13 protein-coding genes are annotated in these 19,178 nt (G+C 70.2%); 9 read left to right on the top strand and 4 right to left on the bottom strand.

Translation table 11 applies throughout. The features are described from left to right. The first annotated feature begins 411 nt into the window (after positions 1 to 411). The gene (locus E0E30_RS11485) at positions 412 to 1,347 is read left to right on the top strand and encodes a type IV toxin-antitoxin system AbiEi family antitoxin domain-containing protein (protein WP_130866390.1); all 936 of its coding nucleotides are present in this window, start codon (positions 412 to 414) and stop codon (positions 1,345 to 1,347) included. 477 nt (positions 1,348 to 1,824) lie between these two features. Here E0E30_RS11485 and E0E30_RS11480 read toward each other — a convergent pair whose 3' ends face one another. Next, on the bottom strand, positions 1,825 to 3,159 hold the full coding sequence (locus E0E30_RS11480) for an MFS transporter (RefSeq protein WP_245306592.1): 1,335 nt from the start codon (positions 3,157 to 3,159) through the stop codon (positions 1,825 to 1,827). 474 nt (positions 3,160 to 3,633) lie between these two features. Here E0E30_RS11480 and E0E30_RS11475 point away from each other — a divergent pair, with 474 nt between their 5' ends. The 3 genes from E0E30_RS11475 to E0E30_RS11465 all read left to right on the top strand — a co-directional run bounded on the left by E0E30_RS11475 (position 3,634) and on the right by E0E30_RS11465 (position 7,761). After that, positions 3,634 to 4,212 (top strand): helix-turn-helix transcriptional regulator, encoded by a 579-nt coding sequence (locus tag E0E30_RS11475; RefSeq protein WP_130866388.1) that lies wholly within the window; start codon positions 3,634 to 3,636, stop codon positions 4,210 to 4,212. A gap of 100 nt (positions 4,213 to 4,312) precedes the next feature. Continuing rightward, positions 4,313 to 5,092 carry an ABC transporter ATP-binding protein gene (locus E0E30_RS11470; RefSeq protein ID WP_130866387.1) on the top strand — a complete coding sequence of 260 codons (780 nt, stop codon included), beginning with the start codon at positions 4,313 to 4,315 and terminating at the stop codon, positions 5,090 to 5,092. Then, complete coding sequence (locus tag E0E30_RS11465) at positions 5,092 to 7,761, top strand: FtsX-like permease family protein (protein WP_130866386.1); 2,670 nt, start codon at positions 5,092 to 5,094, stop codon at positions 7,759 to 7,761. The genes E0E30_RS11470 and E0E30_RS11465 overlap by 1 nt, the downstream gene beginning before the upstream one ends. A 36-nt stretch (positions 7,762 to 7,797) precedes the next feature. On the opposite strand, the gene E0E30_RS11460 is transcribed toward E0E30_RS11465, so the two are convergent. After that, positions 7,798 to 9,510, bottom strand: a complete 1,713-nt coding sequence (locus E0E30_RS11460) for a threonine/serine exporter family protein (RefSeq protein ID WP_245306591.1) — start codon at positions 9,508 to 9,510, stop codon at positions 7,798 to 7,800. Positions 9,511 to 9,627: 117 nt separating this feature from the next. On the opposite strand from E0E30_RS11460, the gene E0E30_RS11455 reads away from it, so the two are divergent. The 3 genes from E0E30_RS11455 to ileS all read left to right on the top strand — a co-directional run bounded on the left by E0E30_RS11455 (position 9,628) and on the right by ileS (position 15,446). Continuing rightward, the gene (locus tag E0E30_RS11455; protein WP_130866385.1) at positions 9,628 to 10,428 is read left to right on the top strand and encodes an HAD hydrolase family protein; all 801 of its coding nucleotides are present in this window, start codon (positions 9,628 to 9,630) and stop codon (positions 10,426 to 10,428) included. Then, positions 10,425 to 11,237 (top strand): HAD family hydrolase, encoded by an 813-nt coding sequence (locus E0E30_RS11450; protein WP_130866384.1) that lies wholly within the window; start codon positions 10,425 to 10,427, stop codon positions 11,235 to 11,237. The genes E0E30_RS11455 and E0E30_RS11450 overlap by 4 nt, the downstream gene beginning before the upstream one ends. Positions 11,238 to 12,164: 927 nt before the next feature. Further along, positions 12,165 to 15,446 (top strand): isoleucine--tRNA ligase, encoded by a 3,282-nt coding sequence (gene ileS / locus E0E30_RS11445; RefSeq protein WP_130866383.1) that lies wholly within the window; start codon positions 12,165 to 12,167, stop codon positions 15,444 to 15,446. A gap of 65 nt (positions 15,447 to 15,511) precedes the next feature. Here ileS and E0E30_RS11440 read toward each other — a convergent pair whose 3' ends face one another. Both E0E30_RS11440 and E0E30_RS11435 read right to left on the bottom strand, forming a co-directional pair. After that, positions 15,512 to 16,279, bottom strand: coding sequence for a hypothetical protein (locus tag E0E30_RS11440; RefSeq protein WP_130866382.1), 768 nt, complete (start codon positions 16,277 to 16,279; stop codon positions 15,512 to 15,514). After that, complete coding sequence (locus tag E0E30_RS11435) at positions 16,276 to 17,022, bottom strand: ABC transporter ATP-binding protein (protein ID WP_130866381.1); 747 nt, start codon at positions 17,020 to 17,022, stop codon at positions 16,276 to 16,278. Before E0E30_RS11435 ends, E0E30_RS11440 begins: the two co-directional genes overlap by 4 nt. Before the next feature lie 168 nt (positions 17,023 to 17,190). Between E0E30_RS11435 and E0E30_RS13515 the strand changes: the two genes are divergently transcribed. Continuing rightward, on the top strand, positions 17,191 to 18,474 hold the full coding sequence (locus tag E0E30_RS13515) for a sensor histidine kinase (protein ID WP_130866380.1): 1,284 nt from the start codon (positions 17,191 to 17,193) through the stop codon (positions 18,472 to 18,474). Continuing rightward, positions 18,471 to 19,172, top strand: coding sequence for a response regulator (locus E0E30_RS11425; RefSeq protein WP_210115891.1), 702 nt, complete (start codon positions 18,471 to 18,473; stop codon positions 19,170 to 19,172). Before E0E30_RS13515 ends, E0E30_RS11425 begins: the two co-directional genes overlap by 4 nt. Positions 19,173 to 19,178 lie beyond the last annotated feature (6 nt).

Here is a 19,178-nt window from a genome sequence, read left to right as displayed (position 1 = left end):
CAACAGGTCCTCCCACGATGACCCCTCTACGTCAACGCCGACGAGGGACCCGCAGGAAGTGNGGTGACGGAGAAACAATGGGGCTATGATTTTTTTTTTTAATGATACGGCGACCACCGAGATCTACACAAGGAGTATCGTCGGCAGCGTCAGATGTGTATAAGAGGCGGGGGGACGAGGCGCGACGCGGCACGGTGCGACGGCGCAGGGGCCGCAGGGTGTCAGGGGGCGAGAGAGGGCCGGACGGAGAGTTTGACGAGCGCGGCGTCTCATCAACATGCGCAGGAATGGGACGGACGATAGCCGCGCGGGTGACAAGGGGCGTGTGGACAACTCGAACGAAGGCGATCGTTGTCCACAGATTTCCAATTGCCCCTCGGATGTGGCCCGTTGGTGTGGCTGGCTGGACCCATGAGAGCTTTGCCGAAGTCCCGACGCATCGAGCGGGTGTCCGACCTCGTCGACCTCGGGGTGAGTCCGTCCACCGTCCGACGTCTCGTTCGCAGCGGCGACGTGGTCCGGGTGCGACATGGCGCGGTGCGCACCCTTCCCGGTGACGTCTCGGCGCATCAAGGGCACCTTGATCTCATCGCCGCCACTCTTCCTCTCCTCGACGACGCCGCTGTCCTGTCGCACATCTCGGCGGCCGTCGTCCACGGGTTCCCATTGCCGTCGAGGGTTCCTGAGGCCGTCACGGTGACGCGATCGGAGGCGAGCGCCCGACATCGTCGAAAATGGCTCGTGACGAGGACCTGCCCGCTTCCTGACGACGAGGTGACCCTCGTCCGTGGCATGAGGGTGACGACGCCGGAACGGACCGCTGTCGACATGGCGCGCGAATATGGGTTCTCCGTCGGCGTCATGTCGGCCGATTGGGTGCTCCGTCAAGGCAGGTCGCGCGAGGTCATGGCTCGGGTGGTCGAACGCGGACGGCGTCGACCCGGCAACGCGACGGCTCGACGCGTCGTCGCCTTCGCCGATGCCCGATCCGAGAGTCCGGGAGAGTCGATGATGCGGGCGCTGCTCGTGCAGTTCGGGTGTCCTGCGCCAACACTCCAGCTCGAGGTCCGTGACGCGCACGACGAGTTCATTGCCAGGACTGACTTCGGATGGGAGCAGCACCGGGTGGTCGGGGAGTACGACGGCAAGGGCAAGTATGGTCCGTTGGCTGAGCCAGGCGTCACCGCGACGGATGTCGTCATGGCGGAGAAGCGCAGGGAGAACCTCATCCGCGCCCAAGGATGGGACGTCATCCGCTTCGACGCGCGAGACCTCGCCCGGCCAGAGCAAGCGGCGTCCCGCCTCATGGCCGCGCTGCATCGTGGACGTCTGCATCGCGCAGCCTGAGGGACGGTGAGGCATGGGCGCGACGCCGTCGGTCGCAGACGCGGGACCCCGACGGGGGAGCAGCTACAGCGCGGGAGCCCGGGCCTGCACCGGAGGTTGTCCGGCCGCCTTTGGTGCACACGGTGCTGCATCGCGTCGGCGCTGGGGGCACTTGGCTCCGGAAACGGTCGCGCCGAGGGATGTCTCACTGACTTCGCGCCGGAACCTGCACTTTGCGCCCTGTATTCCCGGAGCTGGGTGGAGGTTCTGGAGCGAGGTGGGTGCGGAGGTCGGGATGGTGGCGGTTTCCGGAGCGAGGTGCGCGTCCGGAGGCATGCGATGGTGGCGGGTTCGGGAGCAGAGTGCGCGCCGGGAGCACCCTGGTGGGGACGTGCGAAGCGAGGTGGGTGCGGAGGTCGGGATGGTGGCGGTTTCCGGAGCAAGGTGGGCCAAGCACGTGGAGTGGAGGCGATTTCCGGAGCCAGGCGAGACAGGACCTCAGTCTGTCGTCGAGGCGTGGGACGAGGTGGGGGCACGCCCCGGCATCCTGAACGCCGGCATGAGCAGGAGGATCGCCACCGCGCCGACCGGCAGGGAGGCCAGGGCCCACCGGAGGGTGACGGCGTCTCCCAGGGCACCGATGGCCATGGGGTAGAGCATGAATCCGAGCCGCATGACCCAGGTGGCCACCGTCAGCCCGTCCCCGGCCCTCATGCCGGGCAGGGAGTCCGCGGCGTGCATGGCCAGCGGGATCATCGTCGCGACCCCCCAACCGGCGGCCGTGAAGCCGATGAGGGCGGTGATCGTCGTCGGCCAGGCCACTGACAGACCGGTGCCGACGAGGCAGACGAGTGCTCCCTGCGCCACCGTCGCCATGACCCCGACCCGGTTGACGATGGCGTCCCCGACGAGCCGTCCGAGGGTCTCGGCCCCCATGAGCAGGACGAATCCGAGCCCTGCCACGAAGGGCGTCGTCCGGAACGACGAGCTGAGATACAGCGGCGCCCAGGTCGCCCCACCGATCTCGATGCCTCCGGCGAGCGAGCCGATGACCCCCAAGGCGATCGCCCGGACCCACAGTGAGCCCGGCACGCGTACCCGTCCCCCCGTGCGAACGCCAGTGTCGGCTCCGGTGCCGACGCCCGTGTCGACTCCGCCCTCCCCGCCGACCCCGACGGGGACGACGGCATTGGCGTGCGGATCACGATCGACGGCCTCCTCGGCCACCGACGACTCCGCCCCGTCGGCCCCCGGCAGCATGAGCGACCAGGCCAGGGCACAGAACCCGGCGAGGATGACGAGGGTGACGATCGTCTGGCCGTTGATGTCGACGTCCCACTGGGCCATGGCCGACCCGATGAGCCCACCGACGACCGCCCCGACCGACCACCATCCGTGGAAGGTGTTGATGATCGAGCGCCCGTACATCTCCTGGACGCGCAGACCCTGGTAGTTCATCGAGGTGTCGGTGATGGCGTCGAAGGCGCTCATGGTGATCATCGCGACGAACACCCACGCGATGTGCGGGGCATTGGCCATGAGCAGCAGACAGGCGGTCGACGCCAACTGCGGCCACACGGCGACGTTGCGCGACCCGAACCGACGCATGAGGGTCGACGCCGCCAGCCCCAGGGCCAACCCGCCGAGCGGCCCGATGCCGATCGCCAGCCCCCACAGGGTCTTGGACGCCGCGAGCTGCTCCTTGATCTGGGGGTACCGGGGGACCAGGGAGGCGAAGGTGATGCCGTTGACGGCGAACATGAGAACCGTGCCGACCCTCGCTCGTCGGGCACGCGCCGGTGGAGGTGCAGGGGTGGGAGCCGCGTCGGTCACGGCATCGCACTCTATCCACTGTGCGCGGTCCACCACGGCTGTCCACCGCGGCCACCGCAGGCCGGGCCACCATGACACGGCCCGCCAGGACCCGAGGAACGTCGTCACCCGGACGGGTGACCACCACGATATGTGCATATGGGTGGCTCCACGGGGCGATGGCAACCGTATTCACGAGCTCGCAGTGCTTGAGAATGAGTCTCACATATCGTGTCGGTGGCGTGCTCCGCGGGGCCTCGCGCCTCCCCTCATGCTGTGGAACACCTGTGAAGAAGCGACGAGATGTGGCCTTGGGACGGCAATCGAACCTCGTGAGGTTATCCTTGGTTGCACGTTGAACCAGTTGGGTGTCTCATGGGGCTGACGCCATCGGGCGGACATGTGCCGACCACCCTCTTGACACAACCGATACCCGATATAATATTGTCACACCAGCCCCGCCGTCCCGACGGCGAGACTCACCTCGGAGGATCCATGTCCATCAAATACGCCATCCTGGCCCTGCTGGCAGAGAAGCCGCGCCACGGTTACCAGATCAAGTCGGAGTTCGACCGCCGTACCAACCACTCGTGGCCGCTCAACATCGGGCAGGTCTACACCACCCTCGAGCGCCTCGAGCGTGACGGCCTGTGCGTGCGTGGGGAGGAGAACCAGGACGGTCGCGTCATCGTCACCATCACGAACGCCGGGCGCAAGGCCGTCTCGGAGTGGTTCGACAGCCCCGTCGTCCAGGACACCCCGCCGCGCAACGAGATCGCCATCAAGCTCGCCATCGCCGCCACCACCGACAAGGCCGACGTCGCCACGATCGTCCAGACCCAGCGTCGCGCCACCATGGCCACCCTGCAGAACTACCGTCAGGCCCGGCGCACCGTCGCCGAGACCGACCTGGCGGGCCAGCTCATCCTCGAGCGTCTCGTCTTCGACGCCGAGGCCGAGATCCGCTGGCTCGACCACTGCGAGGCGGCTGCCCTGCGCGCCGCCGGACACGCCCCCGAGGAGGTCTCCGAGGAGTCCGACGTCGAGGCCCGACAGACCCAGCTCGCCCACTGATCCCACCCACGGTCGCTCGCCCGTCCCGACCCACCCGGATGGTCCCCAGGACCACCCGCGGTGGCCCCGGGACGGGCGGCACCACGTCAGGAGTCCTGTCATGACGACGCCATCGCGAGCCGCTGACGCGGTCCCGGGGCTGGCACCGCGCGCGGTGCTCGCCCTCGACCACGTCCATCGCACCTTCGGGACGGGGCAGACGGAGGTCCACGCCCTGCGCGACGTGAGCCTCGGTGTCGACCCCGGCCAGTTCGTCGCCGTCATGGGGCCCTCCGGGTCGGGCAAATCGACCCTGCTGGCGGTCGCCGGCGGCCTCGACCAGCCGACCAAGGGCACGGTGACGATCTCGGGGCAGTGCACCGCCGGGCTCACCCGCGACGACCTGGCCCGCATCAGACGGCGTCAGCTCGGTTTCGTCTTCCAGGACTTCAACCTCGTGCCGACGCTCACGGCCCAGGAGAACGTCGCCCTCCCACTCGAGCTGGACGGCGTCTCCACGCCGCAGGCGCGCTCCGCAGCCCGCCAGGCCCTCGAGCGGATCGGGTTGGCCGACCTCGCCGATCGCTTCATCGACGAGATGTCGGGTGGCCAGCAACAGCGGGTCGCCATCGCCCGGGCCATCGTCGGTGACCGGCGTCTCGTGCTGGCCGACGAACCCACCGGTGCCCTCGACTCGGCCACCGGCGATGAGGTCATGGCTCTGGTGCGACAACTCGCCGACGAGGGCGTCGCCGTCGTCCTCGTCACCCACGAGGCACGACACGCCGCGTGGGCCGACCGGGTCGTCTTCCTGCGTGACGGCCGGATCGTCGATGAGTCCGCCGTCCTCACCGACCCCATGGAATTGCTCAACGACAACCCCAGACGAGGGGACTGGTGATGGGTTCCCCCACCGCGGACCACTCCGCGCAGGTGAGGTTCGTCGGGGACGCCGTCCCCCGCGGCTCGACCCACCGGCGTCTGCTCACCCGCCTCGCGCTGCGGGACATCTCGCGGCACAAGGCCCGGGCCGTGCTCGTTGTCCTCCTCGTCGCCCTGCCGGTGGCCCTGGTCAGTGCCCTCGGCGTCTTCATGACGATGGACGGCGCGGCGCAGCGTGACCAGATCACCGACCGGCTCGGCGACGCCGACTTCATCATCAGGCCGATTGACAACTGGAACGGGCACTGCCACCAGGATGACCTCAGCGACGCCACCTGCTCGGGCAACGACTTCGCCCCCACCTCGACGGCCCTGGCCGCCAAGCAGGAAGCCGCCCTGGCCCACCTGACGCTCGCGAGGCACGAGCTCGTCCCCATGCGCCAGGGCACGGTGACGATGTCGTGGCGTGGTGTGCACATCAACGCCGGCGTCACCGGGATCGACCTGCACCGGATGCGTCCCGGGCGCGTCGTGCCGCCGTCGACGCCGACCCCTGGAGCCGATGAGGTGTGGCCCACGGCCCACACCGCGCGACAGTTCTCGCTCACCACCGGAAGCACCGTCGTCCTCAACGGCCGGACGTACACGGTGACCGGCACGGTGCGCACGGTCGACACCTGGCAGACCGGGTTCTGGGTCGGCCCGAACAGCCCGCTCGTCGCCTCGTCGGCACCGATCTACTACGTGCGGGGGGCGGAACCCACCCACGGTCAGGTCGCCGACCTCAACGACCAGGGCCTGGGGGTCATCACCCGGGCCGCCGTCATGAGCGGCTACGACTACGAGTACGAGGGTCAGGTCTACGCGCTGAGCCTCGTCATCGGGGTGCTGGCGGCCCTCGTCACCGCGACGGTGGCCGGCGCGGCCTTCGCCATCGGTGCCCGACAGCAACGTCGCACCCTCGCCCTGCTCGGGACGACCGGGGCCGGACGCGCCGACCTCGTCGGCGTCCTCCAACGCCAGGGCTGGCTGCTCGGCGGGATCGGGTCGGTCCTCGGAGTCCTCCTCGGCGTCGGCGCCATGAACCTCGGCATCCTCATCCGCAACCACGTCACCATCGACTACCCGAACCAGTACGACGTCAACTGGCAGTACTGCCTCACCGCCCTGGTCATCGGCATCCTGGCCTCGGCCGTCGCCTGCTGGATCCCCGCGCGGGAGGTCGCCGGTCAGGACCCGCTCATCGGTGTGCGTCGGGCCGACCTGCCACCTGCGCCGGCGCGGGTCCCGTGGCTCGCCATGGTGCTCGGCCTGCTGGGGATCGGCGCGGCCGTGGTCGGGCCGATCCTCTACCGGCGGCAGATGCGCATCGGCCAGTCGGCGGGCAGTGAGTACCTCTTCATCCCGGTCATGACCGGAGTCGTCCTGCTGTACCTGGCCTCGCTGGTGGCCCTGCCGTGGCTGCTCGATCGGATCTCGAGCATCCGTCGAGGCGGGCTCGCGACGCGGTTCGCCCTGCGCGACATGGGACGCAATCGTGCCCGGGCGGCTGCCTGCGTCGCCTCGTCCATGGCGGTCATGGCCCTGTTCAGCGCCATCCTCGTCGTCGCGGACTCGACCGACCGACAGTCCGTGCGAGACTACGCACCGGCCTTCCCGGCACAGACCGCCGCCCTGCGCACCTCGATCGACACCGACGGGACGATTCCCGCCGCGGTGCGTGACCGCCAGGTCGCCGCGGTCCGATCGGTCATGGGAGAGGTCCGCAGCGCGCCCGAGCGGGAGGCCAGCATCAAGGGTTGCACTCGCTCCCAGTGCGACATCCTCGTCGGCGAGATCCCGTCGGCCCGACCCGGTCAGCAGGTCGTCGACTCGACGCTCAGCGCCGATGTCGCCGTCGATGACGGGACGCTGTACCAGGTGCTCACCGGACGGCCGGCCGATGCCAGGGTGCGTGCCCAGCTGGCCTCCGGGGCGATCGTCTTCCAATCGGCACGCAGCTGGGCGCGGACCGTCAACATCGTCGAGGGACGGTATGACGACCCCGAGGAGGCCCGGAAGCACGCCTCGGCGGTCAAGGTGTACGCCGCCCCCGTCGAGGCGGAGTCGGCACCGGTGCTCATCGGCCGCGAGGTCGCCGCGAAGGCCCTCAAGGTGGCCCCCGACAAGGTCGTCCTCCAGGACGGAACCCAATGGTTCCGGATGTCGCACACCCCGAGTTCGGCGGAGGCGACGCGGGTCAACGCCGCCCTGGCCGAGATCACCGGGAGCACCGACGACTTCGCCTGGGAGGCCGGTCCCTCGCGCGCCGGGCGTGACCTCGTCCGATGGGGGACCCTCGTGGCGGCCGTCATGCTCGGCGCGGTGGCGGCCCTGACGATGGCGCTCACCCTGTCGGACTCGCGGTCGGCCCGCGCGTCGATGGCCTCGGTCGGGGCGTCCTCGTCGACCCTCAGGTCGATGGCCGCGGTGCAGGCGCTCGTGACGACCCTCTCCGGCCATCTCGCGGGGGTCGTCGTCGGGGCGGTGCCCTTCGCGCTGGCCATCTGGGCGAGCGGGTCGACGATGGTCCTGGGGGTGCCGTGGGGCTGGCTGGCCCTGGCCGCCCTTGCTGTCCCGGTCGTCGTCTCCCTCATCGTCCGGCTCCTCGTGCCGGCGACCGCGCCGGAGGTCCGGCGTCTGCACTGAGACCTGCCCTGCGACCGGTCCGGCCGCAGGATCGGCTCAGGACCGCCGAGCTGACGCCGACTCCTGTCCATTGGGCTCCCGATGCCTCGGTGCCCAGTCCCTCGGCACCGAGGCGCCCAGCCGCCACGACCGGAGGGTCGCCGACCGCGTCGCCCGGTCCAACGGAATGATGAGCGGACGAGCGGTGAGCGCTCCCAGGCTCGACCCGACCGCGATGGCGACCCCGACGAGCAGGGCCTGCATGAGGACGGTGCCGCCCCCGGACGGTGCCGAGGGGTCGAACTGCTGGTTCATGACCATGTACAGGCCGCGGTAGATCATCATGCCCGGCATGAGGGGGACGACGCCGGTTGTCACCAGGCCGACCTGGGGCATGTTCCAACTGCGCGACCCGAGGGCGGCGACGACGCCGACGAGGAACGCCCCGACCCCCGAGGCAGCCGGCATGGACGACGTCACCGCCATCCCGGCCAGGTACCCGATCCATGACAGAGCCCCCAGGGCGGCGCAGGTGAGCAGGGTCCGTGCCCGGGCGTGGGAGGTGGCCCCGAAGGTCCACGAGATCGCGGCGCAGGCGATGATCTGCACGAGCACCGACCGGGAGAACCCCAGGGTGGGGTTGATGTACCCGGGCACCCCGAACTTGAGCCCGATCCACAGCACCGACATGACGCCGAGGATGATGCCGCCGGTCTGGACGAAGACCTCGAGGATGCGGCCGGAACTCGTGACGACGTAGCCGTCGAGGGCGTCCTGGGCCGCCGCAACCATCGAGGACCCCGCCAACAGCGAGATCATCCCCGAGGCGACGACGAGCGACGGGGACAGGGAGATGTCGACCCCGGCCCGCCACCGCAGGACCATGATGACGAGGGCGACGAGGGTCGGTATCGCCCCGCCGACGGCCTGGGTGAAGAAGCTCGTGATGCGCTTGCGCGACATCGCCTGGACGGTGATGTCGACCAGGCACGTGGCCAGGCAGGAGATGAGCATGTCCCAGCCGCTGCCACCGAAGAGGGCCGCGATGGCCCCGCCCATGAGTCCCATGTTCGTCGTGACGAACCAGGGTCGGTACAGTCGTGGAGCGGTGACGAGGGCGTCGAGGCGCCCGCGGGCGTGGGCCAGGTCGACCCGGCCCGAGCAGATGTCGTCGACGAGGTGCTGCAGCTTCCCGAGCCGGTGGTAGTCGGAGGTGCGCCCGCGCACCACCCGCAGGGAGGTGATGGGGTCGTCGTCGAGACTGCGTTGCTGGGTGACGATGACCGCCGTGTTGTTGACGTCGATGTGCACCGTCGTCCCGAAGGTGTCGGCGATGCGCAGACCCATGGCGACGGCGTCGGAGACGGACGCCCCGACGGAGATCGCCATGACGGCGACCCGCTGGATGAGGTCGACGACCTGTCGGGCCTTCTTGAGCTCGACGTCGTCATGGGGTGGGACGAGGTCGGCGCTCATCGGCAGGGGCTGCTCCGACCGGAGGAACCGCGCCAGGGGAAGTCCGAAGATACGACGGTCGTGCGCCGCGATGGTCGAGGTGTCGTCGGGCAGCTGGGCCATGGGCGAGGTCGTCGACACCGGCGGCACCGTCCAGGTGGTCGACGCCTCGATGGCGGTGAGCTCCTCGGGACGCAGGGTCGTCTCGGTGTCGCTGTCGGGGGTGTCGTCGCGGGGCGAGGCAGGTTGTCCGGGGCGGAAGATGGCCTCGTCGATGGGGGTGCCACCGCCGCTGCGGCTCCTGCCCGACGTCATCGCATCCCTCCTCGCTCGGCCCGGACCACTGCCCGGGCCCTGGGTCGGGACCATTCTCGCCGGTCGGGCCGGGACCTCCCAACCCGGCATCCGCCCGCCCGTCGATAGGGTGGATCCGTGCTCATCGCCACCGATCTGGACGGGACCTTCCTCCAACCTGACGGAACCCCCTCGCCGCGGGCCGTCGCGGCCGTGGAGGCAGCCGAACGGGCCGGCGTCCCGGTGGTCCCGGTCACCGGCCGGGCGATCATGGGGTTCCGGCTCGCGGCGTCGGCCTTCCAGCACTACGCCATCGTCGTCAACGGGGCCATCGGCGTCGACCTGCGTGACGGTCGCACCCTCTTCAGCCAGACGACGCCGGCCTCGGTCGTCGAGCAGGTCGTGTCGGGGCTGTCGGGCGCCGTCCCCGGGGCGATCTTCTGCGGGGTCGTCGACGACTCCTCGACCTTCCTCGTCGAGCCCGGGTACGTCGATCTCACCCCGGACGAGGAGCTCGAGAAGGATCCGGCCCGGTTCGTCGAGGTGCCACGCGAACAGCTCATCGGCACCGACGTCGTCAAGATCATGGTCCGTCACCCGCAGGTGCCCGCCGAGCGGCTCTACCGCATCGCCCTCGACCTGGCCCTGCCCGGCGTCCACGCGACCTATTCGGGGTTCACGATGATCGAGGTGTGTCGCGACGGGGTCGCCAAGGACACCGGCCTGGACGTGTTGTGTCGCGAGCTGGGCCAGCGTCGTGAGGATGTCGTCGCGCTCGGGGACGGGGCCAACGACGTCGAGATGCTCCGGTGGGCCGGGACCTCCTATGCCATGGGCAATGCCGCCCCGCAGGCCGTCGCCGCGGCCGGGCTGCGGGCTCCGGCGAACACCGAGGACGGGTTCGCGCAGGTGGTCGAGCAGCTCCTGGAGCGGATGTGAGACGCCCGGGCCTCATCGCGACCGACCTCGACGGCACTCTTCTGGGGCCCGACAAGCAGATCAGCGCGCGCACCCGGGCGGCGATCCGGGCGGCCGAGGAGGGCGGGGTGCCGGTCGTCCCGGTCACCGCCCGCCAGCTCTACGGCCTCGACGCCTGGCGCGACGCCCTCGGCCGGTGGGCGCTGTGTTCCAATGGTGCGATCTGTTGGGACCTGCACCGGGGCACGGTGCTCTTCCGGCAGGTCCTCCCGGCGCAGGTGGCCCGGGCGTTCGCGTTGGCCCTGCTCGACGTCGCTCCCGGCACGGTGTTCCTCACCATCCAGGACGACGGCGACCGGTTCGCCTCCCAGGCCGGGTACGCCGACCTCGTCACCGTCGCCGACCACAACCGGGACCCCGCCACCATGCCTGTGCTCAGCCTCGACGAGGTGCTCGGGGGCGACTGCCTCAAGCTCGTCGCCAGACACCCGAACCTGCCCTTGGCCGACCTCGAGGCGCGGGCCCGCGGCCTCGGGATGGACGAGGTGCACCTCACGACGTCCGGCATGCCGATGCTCGAGGTGAGCGCCGCCGGGGCGTCCAAGGACACCGGCCTGGCCCTGCTGTGCGACCGCGTGGGGGTACGCCGGCAGGATGTCGTCGCCTTCGGGGACGGGGCCAACGACGTCGAGATGCTCCGCTGGGCCGGGACGTCCTATGCCATGGGCAACGCCGTCCCGGCAGCGGTGGCCGCCGCCGACCGTCGGGCGGCGTCGAACGCCGAGGACGGCGTCGCGCAGGTGCTCGAGCAGCTCCTGGAGCGCATGTGAGATGTCCGGGTCACCTCGTCCAACCTTCGTGACACGGGGTATGACGCCGACTTCACAGCCGGTGGGCCCGGTGCGTGGCGGATTGCGGGGGAGATCCCCCCGGGGCGCCGCGGGAGCAGTGAGTGCCGCGGGAGCAGTGAGCTCGGGGGTCGCCGGCCGTTCCTCGCGTCGGATGTCGTCGCCCGGTGGTTCTCCCATGGTTCGTTCGCGACTTTGCTCCGGAAACGGTCGTGGGGTCGACGCCATCTGGCACTGTGCTCCTGAAGATGGACGTTGCTCCTGGTATTTCTGGCGCGGGGTGGAGTTTCTGGAGCTTGGTGGCGGTCGGCGGTCCGGGGTCGGTGATTTCTGGCGCGGGGTGGAGTTTCTGGAGCTTGGTGGCGGTCGGCGGTCCGGGGTCGGTGATTTCTGGCGCGAGGTGGAGTTTCTGGAGCTTGGTCGGGCTGGAGCTTGGTCGGGGACGGGGGCTGGCGGTTTCCGGAGCGAGGTGCGAGTTCCGGAGCGAGGTGCCGGGTCTGGAGCGGGGTGCCGGGTCTGGAGCCGTCCGGGCGAGAGGGACGGGCAACGATGTCGAGATGCTCCGCTGGGTGGGCTCGTCCCACGCCTGGGCAATGACGTCCTGCGCCGCAACGTCGTCCCGGCAACGGTGGCCGCAGCAGACCGTCGGGCGGCGTCGAGCAGGTCCTCGAGGAACTGCCGGCACCAACCGCCTCCCTCCGGGCGATATGATGACCCCGACCGCAAGGCGTTGATGGGGCCATCACCCCGGAGCCGCCGGAAGAACGGGCGCGAGCCTCACTAGAACCGGCAGCGGCAGGCCAATGAGCGGCGTCACCTCGGTGACGCAATGAGGGTGGTACCGCGGGTGCCCCGGGTGAGTCGGGTCCTCGTCCCTCGTCAGGACGAGACGAAGGATTCCCCGCCGCCATGAGCGAGAAGAACCAGTTCACCGGCCACTACGCCGTCGTGCCGCCGCAGGTCGACCTGCCCGCGATGGAGCACGAGATCATCGACCTATGGCAGCGGGAACACACCTTCGAGAAGACCCTGGAGGCCACCAAGGACGGCCAGCCCTGGACCTTCTTCGAGGGCCCGCCCACCGCCAACGGCCAGCCCGGCACCCACCACGTCGAGGCGCGCGTCTTCAAGGACGTCTTCCCGCGTTTCCGCACCATGCTCGGCTACCACGTCGACCGCAAGGCCGGCTGGGACTGCCACGGCCTGCCGGTGGAGCTGGCCGTCGAGAAGGAGCTCGGATTCTCCGGCAAGCCCGACATCGAGAAGTACGGCGTCGAGCCCTTCAACAAGAAGTGCCGTGAGTCGGTCACCCGGCATGTCGACGCCTTCACCGAGCTCACCCAGCGCATGGGCTACTGGGTCAACATGGACGACGCCTACTGGACGATGAAGCCGTCCTACGTGGAGTCCGTGTGGTGGGGTCTCAAGCAGATCTTCGACAAGGGACTGCTCGGTGAGGACCACCGCGTCGCCCCCTACTGCCCCCGCTGCGGCACGACCCTGTCCGACCACGAGCTCGCCCAGGGCTACCAGGACGATCGCGACCCCTCGATCTACGTCCGCTTCCCGCTGACCTCCGGTCCGCTGGCCGGGCGCGCCCGACTGCTCGTCTGGACGACGACTCCCTGGACCCTCGTCTCGAACACCGCCGTGGCGGTGCGACCGGACGTCCGATACGTCGTCGCCCATCGCGACCCCGACCCGGCCGATCCTGCCGAGCGCACCGATGACCCGGCCAGCGAGGACCTCGTCATCGCCGAGCCCCTCTTCGAGTCGGTGCTGGGGGAGGGCTGGAGCCTCACCGGGGAGTCCTTCCTCGGATCCGAGATGGAGTTCTGGACCTACCAGCGCCCCTACGAACTGCTGTCCTGGCCGGCCCACGAGCACCTCACCGCCGACGGCCGTCCCACCCCTGCGGACGCCAACTTCGTCATCATGGCCGACTACGTCACCACCGAGGACGGCACGGGTCTGGTGCACCAGGCCCCGGCCTTCGGCGCCGATGACCTGGCGACCTGTCGATCGTACGGGCTGCCCATGGTCAACCCGATCCGCCCCGACGGCACCTTTGCCGACGACCTGCCGCTGGTCGGCGGGATGTTCTTCAAGTCGGCCGACAAGCCGATCTGCGAGGACCTCGAACGGCGCGGCATCCTCTTCCGCCTCGAGATGCACTGGCACTCCTACCCGCACTGCTGGCGCTGCGACACCCCGCTCATCTACTACGCCCAGCCCTCCTGGTACATCCGTACGACGCGGATCAAGGAGCAGCTCGTCGCCCAGAACGAGGCGACGACCTGGTACCCCGAGACGATCAAGCACGGACGCTACGGCGACTGGCTCGAGAACAACATCGACTGGGCCGTCTCGAGGACCCGCTACTGGGGCACTCCATTGCCCCTGTGGCGCAATGACGACGACCCGAGCGACGTCGTGTGCGTCGGCAGCCTCAAGGAGCTCTCGGAGTACGCCGGACGCGACCTCACCGGGATGGACCCGCACCGTCCGTTCATCGACGAGGTGACCTTCGAGCGCGACGGGCACACGTACCACCGCGTCCCCGAGGTGGCCGACGCCTGGCTCGACTCCGGCTCGATGCCCTTCGCCCAGTGGGGATACCCGCACGTGCCGGGGTCGAAGGAGAAGTTCCTCGAGCACTACCCGGCCGACTTCATCTGCGAGGCGATCGACCAGACCCGCGGCTGGTTCTACACGCTCATGGCGGTGGGCACGCTCGTCTTCGACCAGTCCTCGTACCGCAACGTCCTGTGCCTGGGACACATCCTCGCCGCCGACGGCCGCAAGATGTCCAAGCACCTGGGCAACATCCTCCTGCCCATCCCGCTCATGGACAAGCACGGGGCTGACGCCGTCCGCTGGTTCATGGCCGCCGACGGGTCGCCGTGGAGCGCCCGACGGGTGGGGGACGAGACGATCCAGGAGACGGTCCGCAAGGTCCTGCTCACCTACTGGAACACGGTCTCGTTCCACGCCCTGTACGCCCGCGCGAACGGGTGGACGCCGTCCGGGGTGGGGGTCGTCCCCCCCGCTGTCGACTCGAGGGGGCCCGGGGGGGTCGTCCCCCCCGCTGTCAACACGCGCCACGTCCTCGACCGGTGGCTCGTCTCGGCGACGAACGTCCTGGTCCGTGAGGTCACCGCCGCCCTGGAGAACTTCGACACCCAGCGCACCGGTCAGCTGCTCGCCGAGTTCATCGACGAGATGTCCAACTGGTACGTGCGGCGGTCGCGGCGGCGTTTCTGGGACGGCGATCCCAGCGCCCTGTGGACCCTCCACGAGACCCTCGTCACCCTCACCCAGCTCATGGCACCGATGGTGCCGTTCATCACCGAGCGGGTGTGGCAGGACCTCGTCGTGACGACCGATCCGCAGGCTCCCGAGTCGGTGCACCTGTCGCACTGGCCGGTGGCCGACGAGTCCCTCATCGACGAGTCCCTCGACGATGCCATGGACCTCACCCGACGGATCGTCGAGCTGGGCCGTGGGGCGCGGGCCGAGGCCAAGGTCAAGACCCGTCAGCCGCTGGCCCGTGCCCTCATCTCGGGGCCCGCGCTGAGTCGGCTCGGTGAGGACCTGCGCGCCGAGATCACCTCGGAGCTCAACGTCCTCACCCTGGAGTCCTTCGGGACGGCCGGCGACCTCGTCGACTACTCGGCCAAGGGCAACTTCCGGGCCCTGGGCAAGAAGTTCGCCAAGGCCACGCCAAAGGTCGCCGCAGCCATCGCAGCCGCCGTCGCCGCACGGCTCGCCGCCGACCTTGCCGCCGGCCCGGTGACCCTCGACGTGCCCGAGGTGCCGGGCGGCCAGGCGGTCATCGAGGCCGACGACGTCATCGTCTCGGAGCGCCCGCGGGAGGGCTGGAGCGTCCTCAATGAGCAGGGGGAGACCGTCGCCCTCGACCTCGAGATCACCCCTGAGCTGGCCCGCGCCGGCCTGGCCCGCGAGGCCGTCCGATTCATCCAGGACACCCGCAAGCAGACCGGGCTCGACGTCTCCGACCGGATCACCCTGGCCTGGGACGCCGACGGCGACCTGGCCGACGCCGTCGCCGCTCACGCGGCCCAGATCGCCGAGGAGGTGCTGGCCGTCGAGATGTCCCGGCAGCCCCGGGGGGAGGACTGGGCCGTCGAGCCGGACCTCGGCCTGGCGGTGCGGGTCGTCAAGGCCTGAACGCGACCCGGCCCGCCGCGGAGGACACCGCGGCGGGCCGACCCGCGTCAGGTCCTGGCGTCCACTCAGGGCTCGCGCACCTGCTGACGCCACAGTCCGACGACCAGCGGCGCGACCATCCACAACCCGAGTGCGCTGGCCAGATGGGCCCAGCCCATCCCGGAGATCGTCCCGCCGAGCAGCGGGTCCAGGGCGTGCGGGAAGTTCACCCACGGCTCGATCCGGTCGAGGACCGGGACCATGGCCATGAGCGGCATGAGCGGTGGCACCGCCAGGAGGGTGACGATCGCGGCCGGGGCGCTGAGGAACGCCATGCCCAGCGCGAAGCCGATGAGCACCTGGAGGACGACCGCCAGAGCGCTGCCCAGGATGACCGTCCACCCCATCGACCAGGTCACCTGGAGGTCGGGGTGAGCCACTCGTACCGCCAGCCCCGCTGCGGCGGTGACGAGAGTGGGTACGAGGGCTCCGACGAACGCTGCGCCAGTGACGACCAGGCCCTTGGCGACGGTGACGAGGGGACGCCGCGGGGTCATGACGAAGGTCGTCATGGCGGTCCGGCGGCTCCACTCGGAGGTCGCCATGAGGATGGCCATGATCGGCAGCAGCATGGCCGCGGCCGTCGAGGTGACCCCGAGCCCGCCGTACCACGCCACCGTCCCGTCCCGGGCGGAACGATCGGCCAGCGCGGTCCAGACGCCGGCGAGGACCACGGTGAGGGAGCCGATGGCCGTGAGCAGCCACATGCTCGCCCGGGTGTCGATGAACTTGCGGGTCTCGGCAACCACCAGGTTGCCGAACCGGGCGGTGGGGATGCTGTCCAGGGTGCTCATGCTGCGGTTCCTTCCGTGGTGTCCAGATCCCGCGGTTCGCGGGAGGAGACGGCCGTGAGGTCGAAGAACGTGTCCTCGAGATCCTCGTGACGGGCGGTGAGGGCAGCCAGGGTGTCGTCGGCGACGATCCGGCCCGAGCCGATCATGACGATGCGGTCAGCGATGAGCTGCACCTCGTGCAAGAGGTGCGAGCTCAGCAGCACGGCCCCGCCCCGGTCGGCGAAGTCGCGCAGCAGGGTGCGCATCCACCGGATGCCCTGGGGATCCAGGCCGTTGACCGGCTCGTCGAGGATGAGGACCTGTGGGCGGCCGAGGAGCGCGGCGGCCACCCCGAGACGCTGCCTCATCCCCAGCGAGTACGCGCCGACCCGGCGGCGTCCCTCCTTGGCGGTGAGCCCGGCCAGCTCGAGGACCTCGTCGACCCGTGCCCGTGGTGCGCCGATGGTCGTCGCCGCGACGGTGAGGGTCTCCCGGCCGGTGCGCCCCGGGTGCATCGCGGAGGCGTCGAGGAGGACGCCGACCTGGGCGGCCGGGTTCGGCAACGACCGGAACGGCTGCCCCAGAACCGTGATCGTCCCGGAGGTGGGCCGTGCCAGTCCGACGATGCAGCGCAAGGTCGTCGACTTGCCCGCACCATTGGGCCCCAGGAAGCCGGTGACCGACCCGGGCTCGACGGTGAAGGAGACGTCGTCGACGGCGGTGAGATGTCCGTACGTCTTCGTGAGGTGGGTGACTGTGATCATGTCCCTCACGACACTCCGGCCACCCGGGGTGGCGCCAGTGGTGAAGGTCTCGGACGGTGCTCTCCTTCGGCGTCATCCCTGTCGACCAAGGTCGATCCGACAGGTCCGAAGGTCGACTGGACGGCGCCGGAGCTCCCGTCGGACGGCGTCGGACCGTAGCCTGAGATCGTGCCCGCCACGACGTCGTCCCCCACCCAGCCAGCCGGTCGCGGACCGGCCCGAGTCGACCCGGCCGGCGCCGACCTGTCGTCCGGCTGGGGACCGGTGTCGACCCTCGGGTGCGTCGGTCGGTACGGTGCGGCCGTCGTGGGATGGATCCTGGCCGCCATCACGTGGATCGCGCAGGCCACGGGCCATGGTCGCACCGGGCTTCCCGGATGGTGGGCCCCGGTCGACCTGGTCGTCGGGGCGGGTCTCATCGTCGCCATGAGGTGGCGACGCCGTCATCCCCTCCTCGTGTGCTGGTCGGTGCTCCTGGCCTCGATCGTCTGTTCCTCCCTCGTCGTCGCCCTGGCCTGGGCGTCGATCAGTCTGGCGACGCGCCGTCGGTGGCGTCAGATCCTCGTCTTCTTCCTCGCCCAGCTCGTCGCCATGCCCATCGCCGCCGTCCTCAATGACGCCTCGGGCGGGGTCAACGTCACCTTCAACGGCCGGGCCACGGTGACCTCCTGGCCCGAGATGCTGGCCGTCGTCCTCACGATGGCCCTGTGGGTGGGGCTGCTCACCGCCATCGGCGTGTCGATCGGCGCCCGGCGCGATCTCATCGCTGGCCTGCGAGACCGCGCCGAGACGGCCGAGCGGGAACAGGAACTGCGTGTCCTGGCCGGCCAGCAGACCGAACGCAACCGGATCGCCCGGGAGATGCACGACGTCCTGGCCCACCGCCTCAGCCTCATCTCCATGCACGCCGGGGCCCTGGCCTGGCGCGATGACCTGCGTCCCGAGGAGACCCGCCAGATCGCCGCGACCATCCAGGAGAACGCCCACGACGGACTCGAGGAACTGCGTGCCGTCCTCGGGTCACTGCGCAGCACCGACACCGACGCCCGCCCCGACAAACCCCAACCCACCGTCGCCGAGCTGCCCGCACTCGTCGAGCAGGCCCGGGCCGGGGGACAGCGGGTCCGTCTGGAGATCACGGCGGAGGACCTCGGCCAGCTGCCGACCGCCACCGGCAGACATGCCTTCCGCGTCGTCCAGGAGGGGCTCACCAATGCCCGCAAGCACGCCCCCGGATGTGCCGTCGACGTCCTCCTGGCCGGCCGCGCGGGCGAGGGTCTGGACATCAAGGTCTCGAACCCGCTGCCCGTGGCGGCCCCGGCCCGTCCGGTCCCCGGCTCCGGGGTCGGTCTGGAAGGATTGCGGGAAAGGGCGCGGATGACCGGTGGACGGGTGAGCTGCGGCCCGACCGACGATGGACGTTTCGACCTGGAGGTGTGGTTCCCGTGGTGACGACGGTCCTGCTCATCGACGACGACCCCCTCGTGCGCGCCGGACTGCGTCTCATCCTCGGTGGCGCGCCGACCCTCGAGGTCGTCGGGGAGGGAGCCGACGGGGACGAGGCGGTCGGCCTGGTCACCCGGTACCGGCCCGACGTCGTCCTCATGGACATCCGGATGCCCAGGGTGGACGGGCTGGAGGCCACCCGGAGGCTGAGGGACCTGGCCGATCCGCCCCGGATCGTCGTCCTCACGACCTTCGACTCCGACGACCTCGTCCTGCGGGCCCTGGTGGCCGGGGCCGACGGCTTCCTGCTCAAGGACACCCCACCGCCGCGGATGATCGAGGCCATCGGCCAGGTCGCGGCGGGCGAGCAGATCCTCTCGCCGAGCGTCGTCTCCCAGGTCATCGACATGGCCACGAGGTCGACGGCGTCCCCCCGGCAGGAGGAGGCGCGCGGGGCCCTGGCACGGCTCAACGACCGTGAGCGCGCGGTCGCCCTGGCGGTGGGGGAGGGGCTCACCAATGCCGAGATCGCCCGGCGCGAGTACCTGTCGGTGGCCACCGTCAAGGCGCAGGTGACCCACATCCTCGAGAAGCTCGGGGCGACCAATCGGGTCCAGGTGGCGCTCATCGTCCATGACGCGGACGTGACCCAGCGCGTCGACCCGGCGGACGACGCCCGGCGATCCCGGACCACGCCCCGGTAGCATCGT

Source organism: Acidipropionibacterium timonense (assembly GCF_900605005.1).
In the GTDB taxonomy this organism is placed as follows: domain Bacteria; phylum Actinomycetota; class Actinomycetes; order Propionibacteriales; family Propionibacteriaceae; genus Cutibacterium; species Cutibacterium timonense.
The sequence above is the reverse complement of the archived record's forward strand: the minus strand, read 5'-3'. Positions and strand labels throughout refer to the sequence as shown.